Below are 16,752 nucleotides of genomic sequence, written 5' to 3' on the forward strand. Positions count from 1 at the left end.
CGGACGGTAGGCATCGTCCGCCCCGACCGGCAATTCACCTGTGGACAGCGGAGTTCGACCCCACAGCGAGATCGCTACCGTCCGCTGTCATGGCTGCCACCGACCAGACCTGCCAGGTGTCGATCCGTACCGCCGACCGGGAGACAGACCTCACCCTGCCCGCCGGCATACCGATCGACGAGCTCATACCCGCCGTGGTCGACGTGATCGGAGCGGCGGAGTTCAGCGGCCGTGATCCGCATCTGACCCGCGTCTGCGGGCAACGGCTCGACCCGGCGGCGACGCTCGCACAATGCACCATCCACGACGGTGAACTGCTGATTCTGACCACCGCGGCGGCGCGGGCCCCCATTACCCGATTCGATTCCGTTGGCACCGTTGCCGATGCGATTGCAGCGCAGACGGAACCGACGTGGCGGCTCACCCGACGCAGTGCCGGGAACTGCGTGCTGGGATGGGCGGCCGCGATACTGCTGGTGTTACTGGGGCGCGGGATTCTGGACCCGGGGGCAAGCCGTCATCCCATAGTCGCCACGGCCGCAGCGCTTCTGGCGATGACGGGTGCGTTCGCCGCGCATCGGACCGCCAGCGGCCGGGTGACGGCGGTCGGCCTCGGCGTGCTGGCTGTTGCCTTCGCGGGTCTGACCGCCGCCCTGCTTCCGCTGGGCCCACCGGCCACTGCGGCGTTCCTCCTCTCGATGGCCGCGATCGCGTCGACCTCGCTGCTGGCCTGGCGCCTGTTGGGCTGCGCCCCTGAGGTTTTCCTCCCGCCGGCCGCTGTGGCGATGGCGGCGGTGATGACGACGATGGGTGCGGTGGTGGGCTGTTGGCCGGCCGAGGCCAGCGGGCCGATGCTGGCAGCCGGGTCGGTGGCCGTGCTGGCGACGTCGGCGCGGCTGTCGGTCCACAGTTCCGGGCTGGCGCGGGCTGGCCTCGCCGACAGTCACCTGGAAGCCCGGGCGCGATTGGCTCATCACCGGCTGACGCTGATCGTGGCGACGGCGGCCGCGACGGCGGCTCTCGGGGCGACGGTGACGGCGGTGACCACCTCGCATTCAGCTCTCGCGGCGACCTTCCTCGCGATCATCGCGGCGCTGATGATTCTCCGGGCACTTCGGGAGAGAGCGCTGTACCGTGCTGTCGCGCAGAGCATTTCGTCGGTGATCACGGTGACAGCGCTCGCCGGCTTGTGCGCTGCCGACGCACCGCAGAGCATCCCGTGGCTGTGCGGCGCCTTTGTGCTCATCGCCGCCGGGGCGGTGTGGGTCGCGTACCGCGGACCGGTCCACGCCTCCCCGACGGTTCGCCGTGCGGTCACGATGGCGGAGCTGATATTCGGCGCGGCCGTCGTACCCGGCGCCTGCGGGGCAGCAGGCTTGTTCGGCGGGCTCGCCCAGATCGGTGCGGCCTGGTGAGGCTCACCGTGCGGATCGCATCGGCCGTCGCGGTCGTGCTGCTCGTGGTGATGCACAGTGCACCAATCGCGTTCGCGGTGGTTCCCCCGCCGATCGACACTTCGCTGCTGCCGCCACCGGCTCCTCCCGCCCCACCCCGGCCGACCGAACAACGCCGGCCGTGCACGGTGCCGCTTCCCGCCGACTCCGGCGCACCGGCACCGCAATTGGCCGGTTCCGATGTGACGGCGATCTGGCGGCTCACGCGCGGAGCAGGTCAGCGCGTCGCGGTGATCGACACCGGGATCGCCGCGCATCGCCGGTTGCCCGACGTCGTCGCGGGCGGCGATTATGTGTCGACCGGCGACGGCAGGCAAGACTGCGACGGACACGGGACCGTCGTCGCAGGCATCATCGCGGCTACACCCGATCAGACGGATCGGACGGGTTTCACCGGGATCGCACCGGAGGTCACCCTGATAGGGATTCGCCAGTCCAGCAACAAATTCGGTCCGTTGGCCGATCGCGGTGAGCGCGGCTTCGGCGATGTCAGCACCCTGGCCATGGCGGTGCGGACGGCCGCGGACATGGGCTCGTCGGTGATCAACATTTCGTCGGTGGCCTGTGCCGAGGCGAATCTGGACGACCGTGCGCTCGGCGCAGCGCTGTCGTACGCAGTCGATGTCAAGGATTCCGTGGTGGTCGTCGCCGCGGGCAATGTGGGCGGCGATGGCCAGTGCCCCGGCCAGAACACCACGGCACAGCCCACTGTGATCGCGAGTCCCGCCTGGTACGACGACTACGTCCTGACAGTCGGCTCAGTGGGCTCCGACGGCGCGCCATCGGAATTCAGCCTCAACGGCCCGTGGGTCGACGTCGCGGCTCCCGGCGAGAATGTCGTATCCCTGGATACCGATGGCGACGGCGTCATCAACGCCCTGCCGACCCCGGCGGGACAGGCGTCGATGTCCGGCACGAGCTACGCCGCCCCAGTGGTCTCCGGCGTGGTGGCAATGGTGCGGTCTCGCTTCCCGAGGCTCTCCGCCCGCCAGGTGATGACGCGCATCGAGGCCACCGCGCATCACCCCGCGCAAGGGTGGAACGCCGCGGTGGGCAGCGGTGTCATCGATCCTCTGGCGGCACTCAGCGATCACACCACCGAGCCGCCGCACCAGGCGGCGCGGTCTTCGGCCCCGTTGCCCACCCAGCCCGAGGAAGACCACCGCCACGTGGCCGTGGCCAGCGCGGCGGCGCTGTGCGCAGCCGGCGTGCTCGCGGCGTCGGTGCGGCTACGGCGCCGCACCGAGAACGTCCCGGCCGACTAGGGCAGCATCCCGGTCCAATGGCGGACCGGAGGGCAGCGCGCCGACGATCGACCACGGCGCCGCGGCAGGCGCACCACTGAGCCCGAGCGCGGTGATCGCCGAATCATCCACGGGAAAGCGAACTCCCGAGCTGGTGACGAGGTATCGCCCGGTTCCCGGGCCGCCGGTGACATCTACGCTGGCGCCGGGGATCATCCGCACACTGTCGACGGCGGGCCCGTCGCCGTCGGATCCGGCCGGGGTGACCGTGCCGGGGCGATCGCCGTGGTGCGGTGCGACGGCGACGCCACCGTGGCCGGACGTCCATGTCGCACAGACGTCGTCGCCGGCACCGACGAGGGTGGGCGGCTCATCGGGATACGCGCCAACCGAGAGGGTGTCGACGAGCGGACTGCGTGCGATCAGTTCAGGCGGCACCTCGGCGATCTCAGCCTGCGCGGCAGGATCGCTGAAGCGGATGAGTTCGGCGGCCAGCCGGCCGATGCGCTGCAGGCCGCCCGGCAGCGCGACGTAGTACTCGGTTGACTCGGTCCGCACGACGCGTAGGACGGTTCCGACCACGACACCGGTCACCCCAGACGGTTCTCCCCTCCCGACGATCCGGGGTGCACCGATCGCCGGCACCTCGGGGATCGTGTTGAGCACCGTCGATGACACCGTGCGCACCGCCCCTTCAGTGATCCGCAAGGTGCGCGCGGTGGCCGGGTCACCGGGATCGAGCATGGCGCGCGTGCCGTCGTACAGCAGATAGGTCGACCCGTCACCGTGCGCCACTGTGGCGACGACGCCCGTGCGCGGGTCCAGGTCGGGCGGGATGGAGTCGTCGCCGACGGCGACGGTGGTGTTGCCATCGGCGTCGTCGCACACGGCCCATCTCGCCTCGCGGGGCGCCAGCACCCGTCCGAGTGATGCAGGCGCGCCGGGGATCCCCAGGATCGGCCCGGCGGCCGTATCGCCGAGTGCGGTCTCGTCGACCAGTCGCGGTGTGGCCGGCGATCCCAGGATCAAGCGGGCCGACGTCAGGTTCGTCACCGGGCGCAGACGGCCGTCGATCCTGACGAACAAGGCGCCGGACTGTCGCACCATCACCACCGTCGCATCGACGGGGATGGCGCCGCGGGCCGTCGATCCCAGGATCGTGTCGAGGACCACGGCAACCCCCGCCACACCGCAGCCGACGAGGAGCGCGAGCTTCCGGGCCCGAATGGGGTCGTGCCGGGCCGGCAGCTGCCGCGCCAGCACCGCATACTCCAAGCGGCGCAGAAGAAATCGCCGCGCACTCAACTGAGCGCGAAGTGGTGGGCGGCCCGCCATCTGGGTGACGCTAGAACACCTGTCTACGAGGCGATGTCACTCATCAACAGCCTCCTCTTTCGAGCGGCGTTCCCGGTAGGCGGCGACGTGTTGACGATTACCGCAGTTGCCGGTGTCGCAGAACATCCGGGAGCGGTTGCGGGACAGGTCGATCAACACCGCTTCGCAGTCCGGGGCTGCACAGATCTTGAGCCGGCGCAGTTCACCGGCGCGCACCAGGTCGGCCAGCGACATCGCCATCTCGGCACCCATCCGCTGGGCCAGCGGGTCGTGGATGGACGCCAGGTGCAGGTGCCACTCCGGCATCTCCTTGTGGCGGGTCAGCCACGGGGACGCGCGGGTGTCCGACAGCAGTGCGTTGATCTGACCGACGGCGCGTTCCTCGTCGGTGGCGGCCGCCCAGATCCGGCCCAGCCGGCCGCGCAGCGTGTGCACCGCCGACACCTCGGCGTCGTCGCGATCGCGCCGGCCGGTCCAGCCCCAGCTGTTCAAGTAGTCGTCCAGAGCCGTCTGGTCGCCCAGCAGCTCACCGTCGACGCGGTCGCTGTTGATCAGCGCACAGGCAGCACGCAACGTGAGCTCTGTGTCATGACTGAAAAGCATTTGACTCATGACTTCCTCCGGACGTAGTGTCATGACCAACATCGATTTTACTCATTACATCCCGGGGAGTGCCTCATGTCGACGCTGGTCCGCACCCAAGACCACTTCCGGCTTGGGCTGATGTTCGCCATCGGATCGGCGTTCACGTTCGGCATGTCCGGCCCCTTCGCCAAATCACTGATGGGCGCCGGCTGGTCGCCGACCGCCGCCGTTACGGCCCGGCTCGCCGGCGGTGCGCTGGTGATGGCCATCTTCGCCACCATCGTCAAGCCCGGGTGGGTCCGCGAGGCCCGCGCGCACGCCCGCGTCGTGGTGGCCTACGGGCTCGTCCCGATCGCCGGGGCCCAACTCTGCTACTACAACGCCGTCTCTCATCTGTCGGTCGGCGTGGCGCTGCTGCTCGAATACACCGCACCCATCCTCGTCGTGGGCTGGATCTGGGGAACCACCCGGCGTCGCCCCCGCGCCATGACCTTGGCCGGAGTGGCGCTCGCCGTCGCCGGAATCATGTTGGTGCTTAACGTTTTCGAAGGCGCACACATCAACACGGCCGGCGTTCTGTGGGGTTTGGGTGCGGCGATCTGCGCGGCCTGCTACTTCATGATGTCCGATGAGGTCAGCGCCGACGGCACTGGCCTGCATTCGATCACCCTGGCCGCCGGCGGCCTCGTGGTCGGCACCATCGCCGTGGCGCTGCTGGGCCTGACCGGCGTGATGCCGCTGATCTTCACCGCCAACGACGCGGTCGTCGCCGGAGCGACGGTGCCCTGGTGGGTGCCGGTGGTGATGCTGGCCGTGGTGGCAACCGCGATCGCCTACACGCTGGGTATCAGCGGTGTGGCGCGGTTGCGCCCGAGTTTCGCCTCCCTGGTCGGCCTCGGCGAGGTGCTGTTCGCCGTGCTGTCGGCGTGGGTGCTGCTGGGTGAAGCGGTCACCGCAGTGCAGGCTGTCGGCGGGGTGGTGGTGCTGCTGGGCCTGGCTCTGGCCCGCCAGGGTGACCGCAGCACAGCGGTCACGGCAGCGACGTGGCCCGATGCGGGACCCATCGAGGAAGTCACCGCACGAAGCTGATTTCGCGGCGCGCAAGCAAACGTCGGGAATGAAACTCCGCTCACATCTGTAACATCCAGATGTGACATCAACCGCTGCGCCGAAGCGTTTCCTGCTGGCCGCCTCCGCTGCCGTCCTCACCGCGATGTTCGCACTGGTCAGCCCCGCCGCCTTGCCGACCGCGGCGGCGGCGTGCAATGACGTGCAGGTGGTGTTCGCCCGCGGCACCGACGAGCCGCCGGGCATCGGGCGGGTCGGGCAGGCCTTCGTCAACTCGCTGCGCGGCAAGATCGGCAACCGATCGATGGGTGTCTACGCCGTGAACTACCCCGCCAGCTACGACTTCCTGGCCGCCGCCAACGGCGCCAACGACGCCAGTGCGTTCATCCAGGGTGTGGTCAACGACTGCCCGAACACCCGGTTGGTGCTCGGCGGCTATTCGCAGGGTGCGGCGATCATCGACATCATCACCTCGGTCCCCTTCCCGGCGGTGGGCTTCACCAACCCGCTGCCGCCGAACGTGCCGGACCACGTCGCCGCGCTGGCCGTCTTCGGCAACCCCACCACCAGAGTCGGCCTGCCCCTGACCAGCAGCGCCGTCTACGGTGGCCGGGCCATCGACCTGTGCAACGCCGGCGACCCGATCTGCAGCAGTGGTGACAACGTTGAAGCCCACCGCATCTACAACAGCGACGGGTCGGCGGTTCAGGCCGCCTCATTCGTCGCCGGGCTGCTCTAGGTCGCGGACGGTTTGGGCCTCCCAGCCCGGTGTGTGACTATTAGCCGAATGCTCGCGACCAAGGGGGTCTCATCAGCATGGCCAGGCCAACCATGACATCACTCCGCAAACTCGGTGTTGCCTCGACCGCGGCGATGGCGATCCTGTCGCCGATCACCGTCGCCCCGGCAGCCCAGGCCGAGCCGTGCCCCGATGTCGAGGTGATCTTCGCCCGCGGGACCAGCGAGCCGGCCGGCATCGGCCGCGTCGGGCAAGCCCTCGTCGACAATCTGCAGGGCCAGCTGGGTGGACGCTCGGTAGGCACCTATGCGGTGAACTACCCGGCGACATACGACTTCCTCGGTGCCGCGGACGGCGCCACGGACGCCACCAATCACATCGCCACCATGGCCGCGGCCTGCCCGTCGACCAAATTCGTTCTGGGCGGCTACTCGCAGGGCGCCGCGGTGGTGGACATGTTGGTCGGCATCCCGCCGCTGGGCAACAAGGTCGGTGACATCGGCTCGGCCCCACCACTGCCGGGCAACCTGGCCAACCGTGTCGCCGGGCTGGCGGTCTTCGGCAATCCGTCCACCAAATTCAGCATCCCGATCACGTCGGCGGGCGGGGCGTTCGCGGGTAAGGGCGTCGACTTCTGCAACGACGGCGACCCGATCTGCTCCCGGGGACGCAATCCGTTCGCGCACACCGATTACGAGCAGGGCCCGGCGCCCGCGCAGGCCGCCGGCTTCCTCGCAGGCCTGCTGTAGCCGCGCAATTTTATTTGCTGCCAGCATTTTCCCAGGCTCGTCTACCATGGCTGGAATGCGGGCGACAACGGCACTGAGCGCGGCGGCGGCGGTCATGTCCGTCGCCGCAACCCTATTGCCGACCGCCGTGGCCTCCGCCGCGGACTGCCCCGACGCTGAGGTGATCTTCGCGCGCGGCCGCTTCGAGCCCCCGGGCATCGGCCGGATCGGCCAGGCATTCGTGGATTCGCTGCGCGGCAAAACCCCGAAGAGCGTCGGGGTGTACGGGGTCAACTACATCGCCGACTGGGACATCGTGCCGGGCGCGAACGACCTGAGCCGGCACATGCAGTACATGGCGACCAACTGCCCCAACACCCGCCAGGTGCCGGGCGGCTACTCGCTGGGTGCTGCCGTGGTCGACGTCGTGGTCGGTTCGAACCAGGCGCAATTCGGCTTCAACTCCCCGCTGCCCGCCTCCGTCGCCGACCACGTGGCGGCGGTGGTGTTGTTCGGCAACGGCACCCGCAGCATCTTCGGCCCGGTGTCGGCGGCCAACAGTCCGGTCTACGGCCCCAAGACCATCGACCAGTGCAACGTGGACGACCCGATCTGCAATGGCATCGATCCGAGCACACTGGCCGACAACTGGAACTCACACCTGCAAGACGCGTACATCGGCTCTGGTCTGGTTGACCAGGCCGCCCAATTCACCGCAGACAGGCTCTGACTCATGCGTATTCGGGGGACGTTGACCCGTGCGGTCACGGTGGTCGTCGCGGCCACGGCGATGATGCTCGGCCCGACTCCACTGCCCGGCGGTGGCCTGGTGGCGGCACCGCAGGCTTCCGCTGCGGGCTGCCCCGACGTGGAGGTGATCTTCGCGCGCGGTCGCCTCGAATCCCCCGGCGCGGGTGTCATCGGCAACGCGTTCGTCAGCGCGCTGCGCTCCCGCGTCCACCGCAACGTCGGCCTCTACGCGGTGAAGTACCCCGCCGACAACCAGATCGACGTCGGCGCCAACGACATCAGCCAGCGCATCATCTACAACATCAACAATTGCCCGAATACGCGGTTGGTCCTCGGTGGGTACTCGCTGGGCGCCGCGGCCACCGATATGGTTCTGGCACTTCCGATCACGATCATGGGCTTCAAAACTCTGCTTCCCCCGGACGCCGGAAGCCACATCGCGGCCGTCGCCTTGTTCGGCAACGGCACCCAATGGTTGGGCCCCATCACGAATTTCAGCCCCGAGTATCGGGACCGAACCATCGAGCTGTGCCACGGCGACGACCCGATCTGCAATCCCGCCGACCCGGACACCTGGGAAGCCAACTGGCCCGACCACCTCGCCGCCGCCTACCAGAAGGCCGGAATGATCGATCAGGCCGCCGATTTCGTGGCGGGCAAGCTCTAAGGCTTGTCCAGTGTCCGCAGGTCGCGGGTGATCGCGATGCGTGCGGCGAGCTCGTCATCCGGCGGGTAGTCCACCCCGGCGAGGGTCAGGCCCCGAGCCGGTGCTGCGGCGAAGTCACTGGAACGCGCCTGCGCCGTCAACAGCGTTGCGCACCACGATGGTTCGCGACGGCCCTGCCCCACCGCGAGAAGCGCACCGACCAGTGAGCGAACCATCGACCAGCAGAACGCATCGGCGGTGACGTAGGCCGTCACCGCATCGCCGTCGCGTAGCCAGTCCAGCCGCTGCAGGTCGCGGATGGTCGTCGCACCGGGCCGGTGGCGACAGAAGGCGGCAAAATCGTGCAATCCCACCAGATGCCGGGACGCCGAATTCATGGCATCGACGTCCAACGGCTTCGACCAGGGTGTCACGTACCGCGCGTACTGCGGCTCGACACCGTAGGGCGCCAGCGACAGCCGGTACTCGTAGTGCCGACGCAAAGCGGAGAAGCGGGCATCGAATCCGGCTGGGGCGCGGGTGATGTCGCGCACCCTGACGTCCTGCGGCAGGAAGCGGGCCAACCGACGTACCAGCGGCAGGAACTCAGGCTCGCCGGGCCGGGCATGGCGCGGATACGCGTGGGCCACAGCGTCGGCCGGGACGTCGAGGTGGGCTACCTGGCCGGTGGCGTGTACTCCGGTGTCGGTGCGGCCGGCCCCGAAGACCCGGACCGGCTCCCGGAAGACGGTGGAGAGAGCGTCCTCGAGGACACCCGCGACCGTGCGGTGGCCTTCCTGCGCCGCCCACCCGGTGAATTCGGTGCCGTCGTAGGCGATGTCGAGCCGCAGACGAACGAGCCCGCCACCGTTGCCGGTGACGGGCTCGTTCGTGCTCACGGCGTCAGGACTTGTCAGCGTCCGAATCCTCGGCGGATTCTTCGGCCTTCTCGTCGGCCTTATCCTCGGCGACCTCATCGGCAGCCTCGGCGGTCTGCGCATCGGCGATGCCGGCATCCTCGGCTTCGACGGCTTCGATCGGCTCCTCAGCGGGGGCCTCGTCGGCAGCAGCCGCGACCGGCGCAGCCTTGGCGGCCGAGCTCTTACGAGCCCGGTTGGCCTCCGAGGTGACCGTCTTCTCCCGCACCAGTTCGATGACCGCCATCGGGGCGTTGTCGCCCTTGCGCGGCTCAACCTTGATGATGCGGGTGTAGCCACCATTGCGATCGGCGAAGAACGGCGCGATCTCGGCGAACAGAGCGTGCACGACGTCCTTGTCGCGGATCTTCTTCATCACCTCACGCCGGTTGTGCAGCGCACCCTTCTTGGCATGGGTGATGAGCTTCTCCGCGTAGGGCCGCAACGCACGCGCCTTGGGCTCGGTGGTCTTGATCCGGCCGTGCTCGAAGAGCGAGGTGGCCAGGTTGGCCAGAATCGCCTTCTGGTGCGAGGACGACCCGCCGAGGCGAGGACCCTTGGTGGGCTTGGGCATTGCGACTTCTCCTAAATGGGGCCGGTCCCCGTATCAGGTAGGACCGGGACGGTTCTCTTGCGAGGTTGGGCGGGTTAGAGCTCTTCGGTTTCGGTGTAGTCCTGCTCGGCGTCCAGGTCGTAACCCGCATCGCTGTTCCAGGTGCCGGTCGCGACGTCGTAGCCGGCGACCTCCGACGGATCGAAGCTGGCCGGGCTGTCCTTCAGCGACAGACCCAGCTGATGGAGCTTGATCTTGACCTCGTCGATCGACTTCTGGCCGAAGTTGCGGATGTCCAGCAGATCGGACTCGGTGCGGGCGACCAGCTCGCCGACGGTGTGCACACCTTCGCGCTTGAGGCAGTTGTACGAACGGACGGTCAGGTCCAGATCGTCGATCGGCAGCGCGAACGCCGCGATGTGATCGGCCTCGGCAGGCGACGGGCCGATCTCGATGCCTTCGGCCTCGACGTTGAGTTCCCGTGCCAGACCGAACAATTCGACCAGGGTCTTGCCGGCCGACGCCAGGGCGTCACGCGGGCTGATCGAGTTCTTGGTCTCGACATCGAGGATCAGCTTGTCGAAGTCGGTGCGCTGCTCGACGCGGGTGGCCTCCACCTTGTAGGTGACCTTCAGGACCGGCGAGTAGATGGAATCGACCGGGATACGGCCGATTTCGGCACCCGAGGCCTTGTTCTGCACGGCAGGCACGTAGCCGCGGCCGCGCTCGACAACCAGCTCGACCTCGAGCTTGCCCTTGTCGTTGAGGGTCGCGATGTGCATGTCCGGGTTGTGCACGGTCACGCCGGCGGGCGGGACGATGTCACCGGAAGTGACCTCACCCGGGCCCTGCTTGCGCAGGTACATGGTGACCGGCTCGTCCTCCTCGGAGGAGACGACGAGTCCCTTGAGGTTCAGGATGATGTCGGTGACGTCTTCCTTCACACCGGGCACGGTGGTGAACTCGTGAAGCACACCGTCGATGCGGATGCTCGTGACGGCCGCGCCGGGGATCGACGACAGCAGCGTACGCCGCAGCGAATTGCCAAGGGTGTAACCGAATCCCGGCTCCAGCGGTTCGATGACGAACTGCGACCGGTTCTCGGCGATGACCTCTTCGCTCAGTGTGGGGCGCTGAGAAATCAGCATGGTTTTTCTATCTCCTTCTCGGCAACCGCTATTTGATGCCGTTAAGTGATCCGCGGAACGGTCGCCCCGCGGACGTCTTCATTACTTCGAGTAGAACTCGACGATCAGCTGCTCGGCGAGCGGAACCTGGATCTGCTCACGAGTGGGCAACTGGTGGACGAGGATCCGCTGACGCTCGCCCACGACCTGCAGCCAGGACGGGATCGGGCGGTCGCCCGCGGCCTGACGAGCAGCCTCGAACGGGAACGTGTTGATCGACTTGTCCTTGATGTCGATGATGTCGTACTGCGACACCCGGTAGCTCGGGATGTTCACCTTGACACCATTGACGGTGAAGTGGCCGTGGCTGACCAGCTGGCGAGCCATCCGGCGGGTACGCGCCAGGCCGGCGCGGTACACGACGTTGTCCAGCCGGGTCTCCAGGATCTGGAGCAGGTTCTCACCGGTCTTGCCGGTGGACCGGTTGGCCTCTTCGTAGTACTTGCGGAACTGCTTCTCCATCACGCCGTAGGTGAAGCGAGCCTTCTGCTTCTCCTGCAGCTGCTGACGGTATTCGCTCTCCTTGATCCGCGCGCGGCCGTGCTGGCCGGGCGGGTAGGGGCGCTTCTCGAACGACTGATCTCCACCGACCAGGTCGACGCCGAGGCGGCGCGACTTGCGGGTAGCGGGTCCGGTATAACGAGCCATTTTTCTTTATCCTCCCTAGACCCGGCGCCGCTTGGGCGGACGGCAACCGTTGTGCGGCTGCGGAGTGACGTCGGAGATGGCGCCGACCTCAAGACCGGCGGCCTGCAGCGAGCGGATCGCTGTTTCGCGGCCCGAACCCGGGCCCTTCACGAACACGTCGACCTTCTTCACGCCGTGCTCCTGCGCCTTGCGGGCAGCGTTCTCGGCGGCGAGCTGCGCGGCGAACGGAGTCGACTTACGCGACCCCTTGAAGCCGACGTGACCCGACGAAGCCCAGGCGATGACGTTGCCCTGGGGATCGGTGATCGAGACGATCGTGTTGTTGAACGTGCTCTTGATGTGAGCGGCGCCGTGCGGGATGTTCTTCTTTTCCCTGCGACGGGTCTTCTGACCCTTCTTGGCGGCGGTGCCCTTCTTTGCCTGTGCCATCCGGGGTTACCTGGCCTTCTTCTTGCCGGCGATGGTGCGCTTGGGGCCCTTGCGGGTACGCGCATTGGTCTTGGTTCGCTGGCCACGCACCGGCAGGCCACGGCGGTGCCGCAGACCCTGGTAGCAGCCGATCTCGATCTTGCGGCGAATGTCGGCCTGAACCTCGCGGCGCAGGTCACCCTCGACCTTGAGGTTGCCTTCGATGTAGTCGCGCAGCTGGGTCACCTGATCATCGGTGAGGTCCTTGGTGCGCAGGTCCCGGTCGATGCCGGTGCCGGCCAGGATTTCCTGGCTACGGGTACGGCCGATGCCGTAGATATAGGTCAGCGCGATCTCCATGCGCTTGTCGCGCGGGAGATCAACGCCCATGAGACGTGCCATCAGGCAGTGATTCCTTCTCTATGCGGAGGTCTGATCCCAGTCCGTTCCCCGTCTGTCGGGGTCCGGCCTCCGTGCCGGACGTGGATGAGAGCGCTGATTCGTCTTTGTGGCGCTGACGCGCCGGGCTCTCAGTGGTACTGGGAGGTCTGCATTCAGTTGTGGGTAGTGCTCGCGCCGGGTGTTAGCCCTGCCGCTGCTTGTGGCGCGGATCAGAGCAGATCACCATGACCCGCCCGTGCCGGCGGATCACCCTGCACTTGTCGCAGATCGGCTTGACGCTCGGGTTCACCTTCACGGCTGTTCGATCCTTCTAGTTCTCGTCGTTGTCTTGAATGCTGGCGATCGGGTCGGTGGGGGCTTACTTGTACCGGTACACAATGCGCCCGCGGGTCAGGTCGTAGGGAGACAACTCCACCACCACCCGGTCCTCGGGAAGGATGCGGATGTAGTGCTGCCGCATCTTGCCGCTGATGTGAGCGAGTACCTTGTGTCCGTTCTCCAGCTCAATGCGAAACATCGCGTTGGGCAGGGGCTCGACCACGCGGCCCTCGACCTCGATGGCACCGTCTTTCTTGGCCATGTCCTCTTCGATCCTGCTTTCTCGGTTTGGGGCAGCCTTCGCCCCGACTGCAAAACGTGAGCCGGGAGCAGGAAATTCCAGGATTTCCTCAGACAGGGCACGCAAGAAGTCGGCGCGGAATCCGCACCGTTGGTCAACGATACCCGTTTCGGCGCGCTACTCCAAAACGCGCTGCAGCCGTGCTGACCTCAGGTTCATCTGCGGGCGAACACGATGCGGGAGGAACTGCGGGCCCGCCAAGCCCACCCTAATAAGCACTGGACAATGAGCGCATACTTGACGGTGATGACTGGACCCGCCCCCCAGCCCCGCAAACCCGTGATTCTCACCGTGGACGACGACCCCGCCGTCTCGCGTGCCGTGGCACGCGACCTCCGCCGCCACTACGGCGAGCGGTATAGGATCGTCCGCGCCGAATCCGGGCTCGACGCGCTGGAAACGATCAACGAACTGAAGCTGCGCGGCGAAACCGTCGCGGTGTTCGTCGCCGACTACCGGATGCCACAGATGAGCGGCATCCAGTTCCTCGAAGAGGCGATGGACGTCTACCCGATGGCCCGCCGCGTTCTGCTGACGGCGTACGCCGACACCCATGCCGCGATCGACGCGATCAACGTCGTCGACCTCGACCACTACCTGCTCAAGCCGTGGGATCCGCCGGAGGAAAAGCTCTACCCGGTGATCGACGCGCTGCTGGAGGCCTGGCACGCCACCGGCGACCGGGCCATCCCGCACACCAAGGTGATCGGGCACCGTTGGAGCGAACGCTCGTGGGAGGTGCGCCAGTTCCTGGCTCGCAACCTGCATTCGTTCCGGGCGTTCAACGCCGACGAGCCCAAGGGCAAGCAGCTGCTGGACGCCGGCGGCCTCGACGAGTTCCAGCTGCCGGTGGTGATCAGCGAACAGGGTCAGATCCTGGTCGACCCGACCGACGCCGAGCTGGCCGCGATGCTGGGACTGTCGACCAGCCCGTCGCTGGAGATGTACGACCTGGCGGTCATCGGCGGCGGCCCGGCCGGGCTGGCGGCGGCGGTCTACGGCGCCTCCGAAGGGCTCAAGACCGTGCTCATCGAGGAGACCACCACCGGCGGCCAGGCGGGCCGCAGCTCCCGGATCGAGAACTACCTCGGCTTCCCCACCGGCGTCTCCGGCGCCGAACTCACCACGTCGGCCCGCAGGCAGGCGGAGCGCTTCGGCGCCGAGGTGATCACCACCCGCAAGGCGATCAAGCTCTCTGCCGGTGAAGCGGGGACCGCGCGCACCATCGAGTTCGAGGACGGCAGCACCATCGCGGCCCGCGCTGTCATCCTGGCCACGGGTGTGGCCTACCGCCAGCTGCAGGTCACCGGCTGTTGGGACAACCCCGACGATCCCGCGTGCAACTACGTCGGGCGCGGCGTCTACTACGGCGCCTCGGTGTCCGACGCCTCAGAGTGCAAGGGCGAGGACGTCTACATCGTGGGCGGCGCCAACTCGGCAGGACAGGCGGCGATGTACATGTCCCGCGAGGCGCGCTCGGTCACCATGCTGGTGCGCGGACCCTCGCTCGAGGCATCGATGTCGCACTACCTGATCCAGCAGATCGAGAAGAACCCGACGATCACGGTGCGCACCTGCACCGAAGTGGTGGACACCCTCGGCGAGGACGACCACCTGACCGGCCTGATCCTGGAGAACCGGCAGACCGGCCAGCGCGAAACCGTCGAAGCAAGCCGGATGTGCTGCTTCATCGGCGCCGAGCCCCGCACCGACTGGCTCAAAGAGGTCGTCGCCGTCGACGACCACGGTTTCGTACTCGCCGGACCCGACCTGCTGAACGTGGCCGGGTGGACTTTGGACCGTCCGCCGCACCATCTGGAAACAAGTGTGCCCGGTGTGTTTGTTGCAGGAGACGTGCGCTCCGAGTCCGCAAAACGGGTGGCGGCCGCCGTCGGCGAAGGGTCGATGGCGGTGATGCTGGTGCACCGGTATTTGGCGGAGGCCTAGAAAGGGCGTAGCGACATGGGCCAGAACTGCATGCCCGACGAGCTCAGGACGCTGTTCCTGTTCGAGAAGCTGTCCACCGAACAGCTCCAGACGTTGTGCGACAACGGGCATATCGCGACCTTCGAAGCCGGCCCGGTGGTCGTCGAGGGTGAACCGGCCACCTGCTTCTATGTCCTGCTCGACGGCGAGTTGGTGATGTCGAAACGGTCCGGCGGTGTGGACGTCGAGACCACCCGCACCTCGCAGCGCGGCGTGTACTGCGGGGCGTGGTCGGCCTACATCCCCAACGAGGAGCAGGTCTACCAGGCCTCGGTTCGCGTCACGAAGCCGTCGCGGTTCTTCGTGCTCGACGCCGAAGCCTTCGCGCAGTTCATGAAGTCGGAGTTCCCGATGGCCGTGCATCTGCTCGAGGGCCATATGGTCGGCGGCCGGCGACAGAGCCAGATCCTCGGCCAGCGGCAGAAGCTGCTGGCGCTGGGCACCATCACGGCCGGATTGACCCACCAGCTGAACAACCCGGCGGCAGCCACCGCGCGCGCCGTGGCCGACCTCCGTGAAGGCGTCGGCAAGATGCGCTACAAGCTGTCGATGCTGGCCGACGGCCAATTCAGTCCGGAGGCGCTGCGGGTGCTGGTCCGAATCCAGGACGAGGTCGCCGAACAGGTCGCCAAGTCCAAGGTTCAGGAACTGTCCGCGCTCGAGACCTCCGATCGTGAAGACCAGGTCGGCGATTGGCTCGAGGAACACGGCATCGCCAGTGCGTGGGATTACGCCCCCACGTTCGTCGAAGCCGGCCTGGACGTCGACTGGCTCGAACGCATCGAAGCCTCGATCGACTCGGTGGACTGCTCGGCGACGCTGCAGAGCGCGATCGGCTGGCTGAAGTACACCATCGACACCGAGCTGCGGATGAACGAGATCGCCGATGCCAGCGAGCGCATCTCGGGTCTACTTGCCGGGGCCAAGAAGTACTCCCAGATGGACCGGGCCGAATACCAGGTCGCCAACGTCCACGAGCTGCTGCACAGCACGCTCAAGACGCTCTTCGGCGACAAGGTCGGTGCCGACAAACCCATCAAACTGGTCAAGGAATGGGACAAGTCGATTCCCGAAATCGCTTGTTACCCAGGTGGTTTGAATGAGGTATGGGACGTCATCATCAACAACGCCATCCAGGCGATGAAGGGCCGTGGCACCCTGACGATCCGGACCGCCCGCCAGGGCGACGACCGGATCCGGGTGGAGATCTGTGACGACGGCCCGGGTATCCCGGAAGAGATCATCGACCGGATCTTCACCGCGTTTTTCACCACCAAGCCGTTCGGTGAGGGCGACGGCCTCGGCCTGGATCTGGCCCGCCGGATCATCGTCGAGAAGCATCAGGGCGATATCCGGGTCGAATCCGAACCGGGCAACACCCGCTTCATCATCCTGCTGCCGCTGGTGGCATCCGCGCCCGTCGCGGTAACTCCGGGTGAACTTTCCGCCGCAGCGGAATAGCTCACACTCGGGCCCGGGTTGT

19 protein-coding genes are annotated in these 16,752 nt (G+C 67.2%); 9 read left to right on the forward strand and 10 right to left on the reverse strand.

Features of this window, described 5'->3' with window-relative positions; genetic code table 11:
- The first annotated feature begins 89 nt into the window (after window positions 1–89).
- Window positions 90–1,415 carry a type VII secretion integral membrane protein EccD gene (gene eccD / locus D3H54_RS22980; protein ID WP_149381472.1) on the forward strand — a complete coding sequence of 442 codons (1,326 nt, stop codon included), beginning with the start codon at window positions 90–92 and terminating at the stop codon, window positions 1,413–1,415.
- Between the two features lie 50 nt (window positions 1,416–1,465).
- Window positions 1,466–2,719, forward strand: coding sequence for a type VII secretion-associated serine protease mycosin (mycP, locus tag D3H54_RS22985; RefSeq protein ID WP_149383696.1), 1,254 nt, complete (start codon window positions 1,466–1,468; stop codon window positions 2,717–2,719).
- Here mycP and eccB read toward each other — a convergent pair.
- Window positions 2,684–4,033, reverse strand: coding sequence for a type VII secretion protein EccB (gene eccB / locus D3H54_RS22990; protein WP_149381474.1), 1,350 nt, complete (start codon window positions 4,031–4,033; stop codon window positions 2,684–2,686). The genes mycP and eccB overlap by 36 nt on opposite strands.
- A gap of 36 nt (window positions 4,034–4,069) precedes the next feature.
- Window positions 4,070–4,636 carry a CGNR zinc finger domain-containing protein gene (locus tag D3H54_RS22995; protein ID WP_149383697.1) on the reverse strand — a complete coding sequence of 189 codons (567 nt, stop codon included), beginning with the start codon at window positions 4,634–4,636 and terminating at the stop codon, window positions 4,070–4,072.
- A gap of 75 nt (window positions 4,637–4,711) precedes the next feature.
- Between D3H54_RS22995 and D3H54_RS23000 the strand changes: the two genes are divergently transcribed.
- The 5 genes from D3H54_RS23000 (at window position 4,712) to D3H54_RS23020 (ending at window position 8,570) form a co-directional block, all read left to right on the forward strand.
- On the forward strand, window positions 4,712–5,707 hold the full coding sequence (locus D3H54_RS23000) for an EamA family transporter (protein WP_149381476.1): 996 nt from the start codon (window positions 4,712–4,714) through the stop codon (window positions 5,705–5,707).
- Between the two features lie 124 nt (window positions 5,708–5,831).
- Window positions 5,832–6,425, forward strand: a complete 594-nt coding sequence (locus D3H54_RS23005) for a cutinase family protein (protein WP_149383698.1) — start codon at window positions 5,832–5,834, stop codon at window positions 6,423–6,425.
- 77 nt (window positions 6,426–6,502) lie between these two features.
- Window positions 6,503–7,174, forward strand: a complete 672-nt coding sequence (locus D3H54_RS23010) for a cutinase family protein (RefSeq protein WP_149381478.1) — start codon at window positions 6,503–6,505, stop codon at window positions 7,172–7,174.
- A gap of 46 nt (window positions 7,175–7,220) precedes the next feature.
- Window positions 7,221–7,883 (forward strand): cutinase family protein, encoded by a 663-nt coding sequence (locus D3H54_RS23015; protein ID WP_432246386.1) that lies wholly within the window; start codon window positions 7,221–7,223, stop codon window positions 7,881–7,883.
- 3 nt (window positions 7,884–7,886) lie between these two features.
- Window positions 7,887–8,570: a cutinase family protein gene (locus tag D3H54_RS23020; protein WP_149381482.1), complete on the forward strand. Its 684-nt coding sequence runs from the start codon at window positions 7,887–7,889 to the stop codon at window positions 8,568–8,570.
- Here the strand turns inward: D3H54_RS23020 and truA are convergent.
- From truA to infA, 8 genes are all read right to left on the reverse strand, one after another.
- Window positions 8,567–9,550, reverse strand: a complete 984-nt coding sequence (gene truA, locus D3H54_RS23025) for a tRNA pseudouridine(38-40) synthase TruA (RefSeq protein ID WP_432246387.1) — start codon at window positions 9,548–9,550, stop codon at window positions 8,567–8,569. The two genes, D3H54_RS23020 and truA, sit on opposite strands and share 4 nt — an antisense overlap.
- On the reverse strand, window positions 9,453–10,040 hold the full coding sequence (rplQ, locus tag D3H54_RS23030) for a 50S ribosomal protein L17 (RefSeq protein ID WP_149381486.1): 588 nt from the start codon (window positions 10,038–10,040) through the stop codon (window positions 9,453–9,455). The genes truA and rplQ overlap by 98 nt, the downstream gene beginning before the upstream one ends.
- 74 nt (window positions 10,041–10,114) lie before the next feature.
- Window positions 10,115–11,167: a DNA-directed RNA polymerase subunit alpha gene (locus D3H54_RS23035; protein ID WP_149381489.1), complete on the reverse strand. Its 1,053-nt coding sequence runs from the start codon at window positions 11,165–11,167 to the stop codon at window positions 10,115–10,117.
- Between the two features lie 81 nt (window positions 11,168–11,248).
- Window positions 11,249–11,854 carry a 30S ribosomal protein S4 gene (gene rpsD, locus D3H54_RS23040; protein ID WP_149381491.1) on the reverse strand — a complete coding sequence of 202 codons (606 nt, stop codon included), beginning with the start codon at window positions 11,852–11,854 and terminating at the stop codon, window positions 11,249–11,251.
- 15 nt (window positions 11,855–11,869) lie between these two features.
- Window positions 11,870–12,283, reverse strand: a complete 414-nt coding sequence (rpsK, locus tag D3H54_RS23045; protein ID WP_149381493.1) for a 30S ribosomal protein S11 — start codon at window positions 12,281–12,283, stop codon at window positions 11,870–11,872.
- 6 nt (window positions 12,284–12,289) lie between these two features.
- Window positions 12,290–12,664: a 30S ribosomal protein S13 gene (gene rpsM / locus D3H54_RS23050; RefSeq protein ID WP_047331955.1), complete on the reverse strand. Its 375-nt coding sequence runs from the start codon at window positions 12,662–12,664 to the stop codon at window positions 12,290–12,292.
- Window positions 12,665–12,845: 181 nt separating this feature from the next.
- Window positions 12,846–12,959, reverse strand: coding sequence for a 50S ribosomal protein L36 (gene rpmJ, locus D3H54_RS23055; RefSeq protein WP_003879483.1), 114 nt, complete (start codon window positions 12,957–12,959; stop codon window positions 12,846–12,848).
- A 63-nt stretch (window positions 12,960–13,022) separates the two neighbouring features.
- Window positions 13,023–13,244 carry a translation initiation factor IF-1 gene (infA, locus tag D3H54_RS23060; protein ID WP_005140011.1) on the reverse strand — a complete coding sequence of 74 codons (222 nt, stop codon included), beginning with the start codon at window positions 13,242–13,244 and terminating at the stop codon, window positions 13,023–13,025.
- Window positions 13,245–13,529: 285 nt separating this feature from the next.
- Between infA and D3H54_RS23065 the strand changes: the two genes are divergently transcribed.
- Together D3H54_RS23065 and D3H54_RS23070 are read left to right on the forward strand one after the other, a co-directional pair.
- Complete coding sequence (locus D3H54_RS23065; protein WP_168214948.1) at window positions 13,530–15,230, forward strand: NAD(P)/FAD-dependent oxidoreductase; 1,701 nt, start codon at window positions 13,530–13,532, stop codon at window positions 15,228–15,230.
- Between the two features lie 15 nt (window positions 15,231–15,245).
- Window positions 15,246–16,730 carry an ATP-binding protein gene (locus D3H54_RS23070; RefSeq protein ID WP_149381495.1) on the forward strand — a complete coding sequence of 495 codons (1,485 nt, stop codon included), beginning with the start codon at window positions 15,246–15,248 and terminating at the stop codon, window positions 16,728–16,730.
- Window positions 16,731–16,752: the final 22 nt, after the last annotated feature.

Source organism: Mycobacterium sp. ELW1 (assembly GCF_008329905.1).
Classification (GTDB): Bacteria; Actinomycetota; Actinomycetes; order Mycobacteriales; family Mycobacteriaceae; genus Mycobacterium.

Excerpts from the sequence above, each read along its gene's own strand:
- D3H54_RS23035 (WP_149381489.1), bottom strand. The coding sequence starts at position 11,167 with ATGCTGATTTCTCAGCGCCCCACACTGAGCGAAGAGGTCATCGCCGAG.
- rpsM (WP_047331955.1), bottom strand. The coding sequence starts at position 12,664 with ATGGCACGTCTCATGGGCGTTGATCTCCCGCGCGACAAGCGCATGGAG.
- D3H54_RS23070 (WP_149381495.1), top strand. The coding sequence starts at position 15,246 with ATGGGCCAGAACTGCATGCCCGACGAGCTCAGGACGCTGTTCCTGTTC.
- D3H54_RS22995 (WP_149383697.1), bottom strand. The coding sequence starts at position 4,636 with ATGCTTTTCAGTCATGACACAGAGCTCACGTTGCGTGCTGCCTGTGCG.
- eccD (WP_149381472.1), top strand. The coding sequence starts at position 90 with ATGGCTGCCACCGACCAGACCTGCCAGGTGTCGATCCGTACCGCCGAC.
- D3H54_RS23010 (WP_149381478.1), top strand. The coding sequence starts at position 6,503 with ATGGCCAGGCCAACCATGACATCACTCCGCAAACTCGGTGTTGCCTCG.
- D3H54_RS23065 (WP_168214948.1), top strand. The coding sequence starts at position 13,530 with ATGACTGGACCCGCCCCCCAGCCCCGCAAACCCGTGATTCTCACCGTG.
- truA (WP_432246387.1), bottom strand. The coding sequence starts at position 9,550 with ATGCGCAGACCGCCGAGGCTGCCGATGAGGTCGCCGAGGATAAGGCCG.
- rplQ (WP_149381486.1), bottom strand. The coding sequence starts at position 10,040 with ATGCCCAAGCCCACCAAGGGTCCTCGCCTCGGCGGGTCGTCCTCGCAC.
- D3H54_RS23005 (WP_149383698.1), top strand. The coding sequence starts at position 5,832 with ATGTTCGCACTGGTCAGCCCCGCCGCCTTGCCGACCGCGGCGGCGGCG.
- D3H54_RS23020 (WP_149381482.1), top strand. The coding sequence starts at position 7,887 with ATGCGTATTCGGGGGACGTTGACCCGTGCGGTCACGGTGGTCGTCGCG.
- D3H54_RS23015 (WP_432246386.1), top strand. The coding sequence starts at position 7,221 with ATGGCTGGAATGCGGGCGACAACGGCACTGAGCGCGGCGGCGGCGGTC.
- eccB (WP_149381474.1), bottom strand. The coding sequence starts at position 4,033 with ATGGCGGGCCGCCCACCACTTCGCGCTCAGTTGAGTGCGCGGCGATTT.
- rpsK (WP_149381493.1), bottom strand. The coding sequence starts at position 12,283 with ATGGCACAGGCAAAGAAGGGCACCGCCGCCAAGAAGGGTCAGAAGACC.
- mycP (WP_149383696.1), top strand. The coding sequence starts at position 1,466 with ATGCACAGTGCACCAATCGCGTTCGCGGTGGTTCCCCCGCCGATCGAC.
- rpsD (WP_149381491.1), bottom strand. The coding sequence starts at position 11,854 with ATGGCTCGTTATACCGGACCCGCTACCCGCAAGTCGCGCCGCCTCGGC.
- infA (WP_005140011.1), bottom strand. The coding sequence starts at position 13,244 with ATGGCCAAGAAAGACGGTGCCATCGAGGTCGAGGGCCGCGTGGTCGAG.
- D3H54_RS23000 (WP_149381476.1), top strand. The coding sequence starts at position 4,712 with ATGTCGACGCTGGTCCGCACCCAAGACCACTTCCGGCTTGGGCTGATG.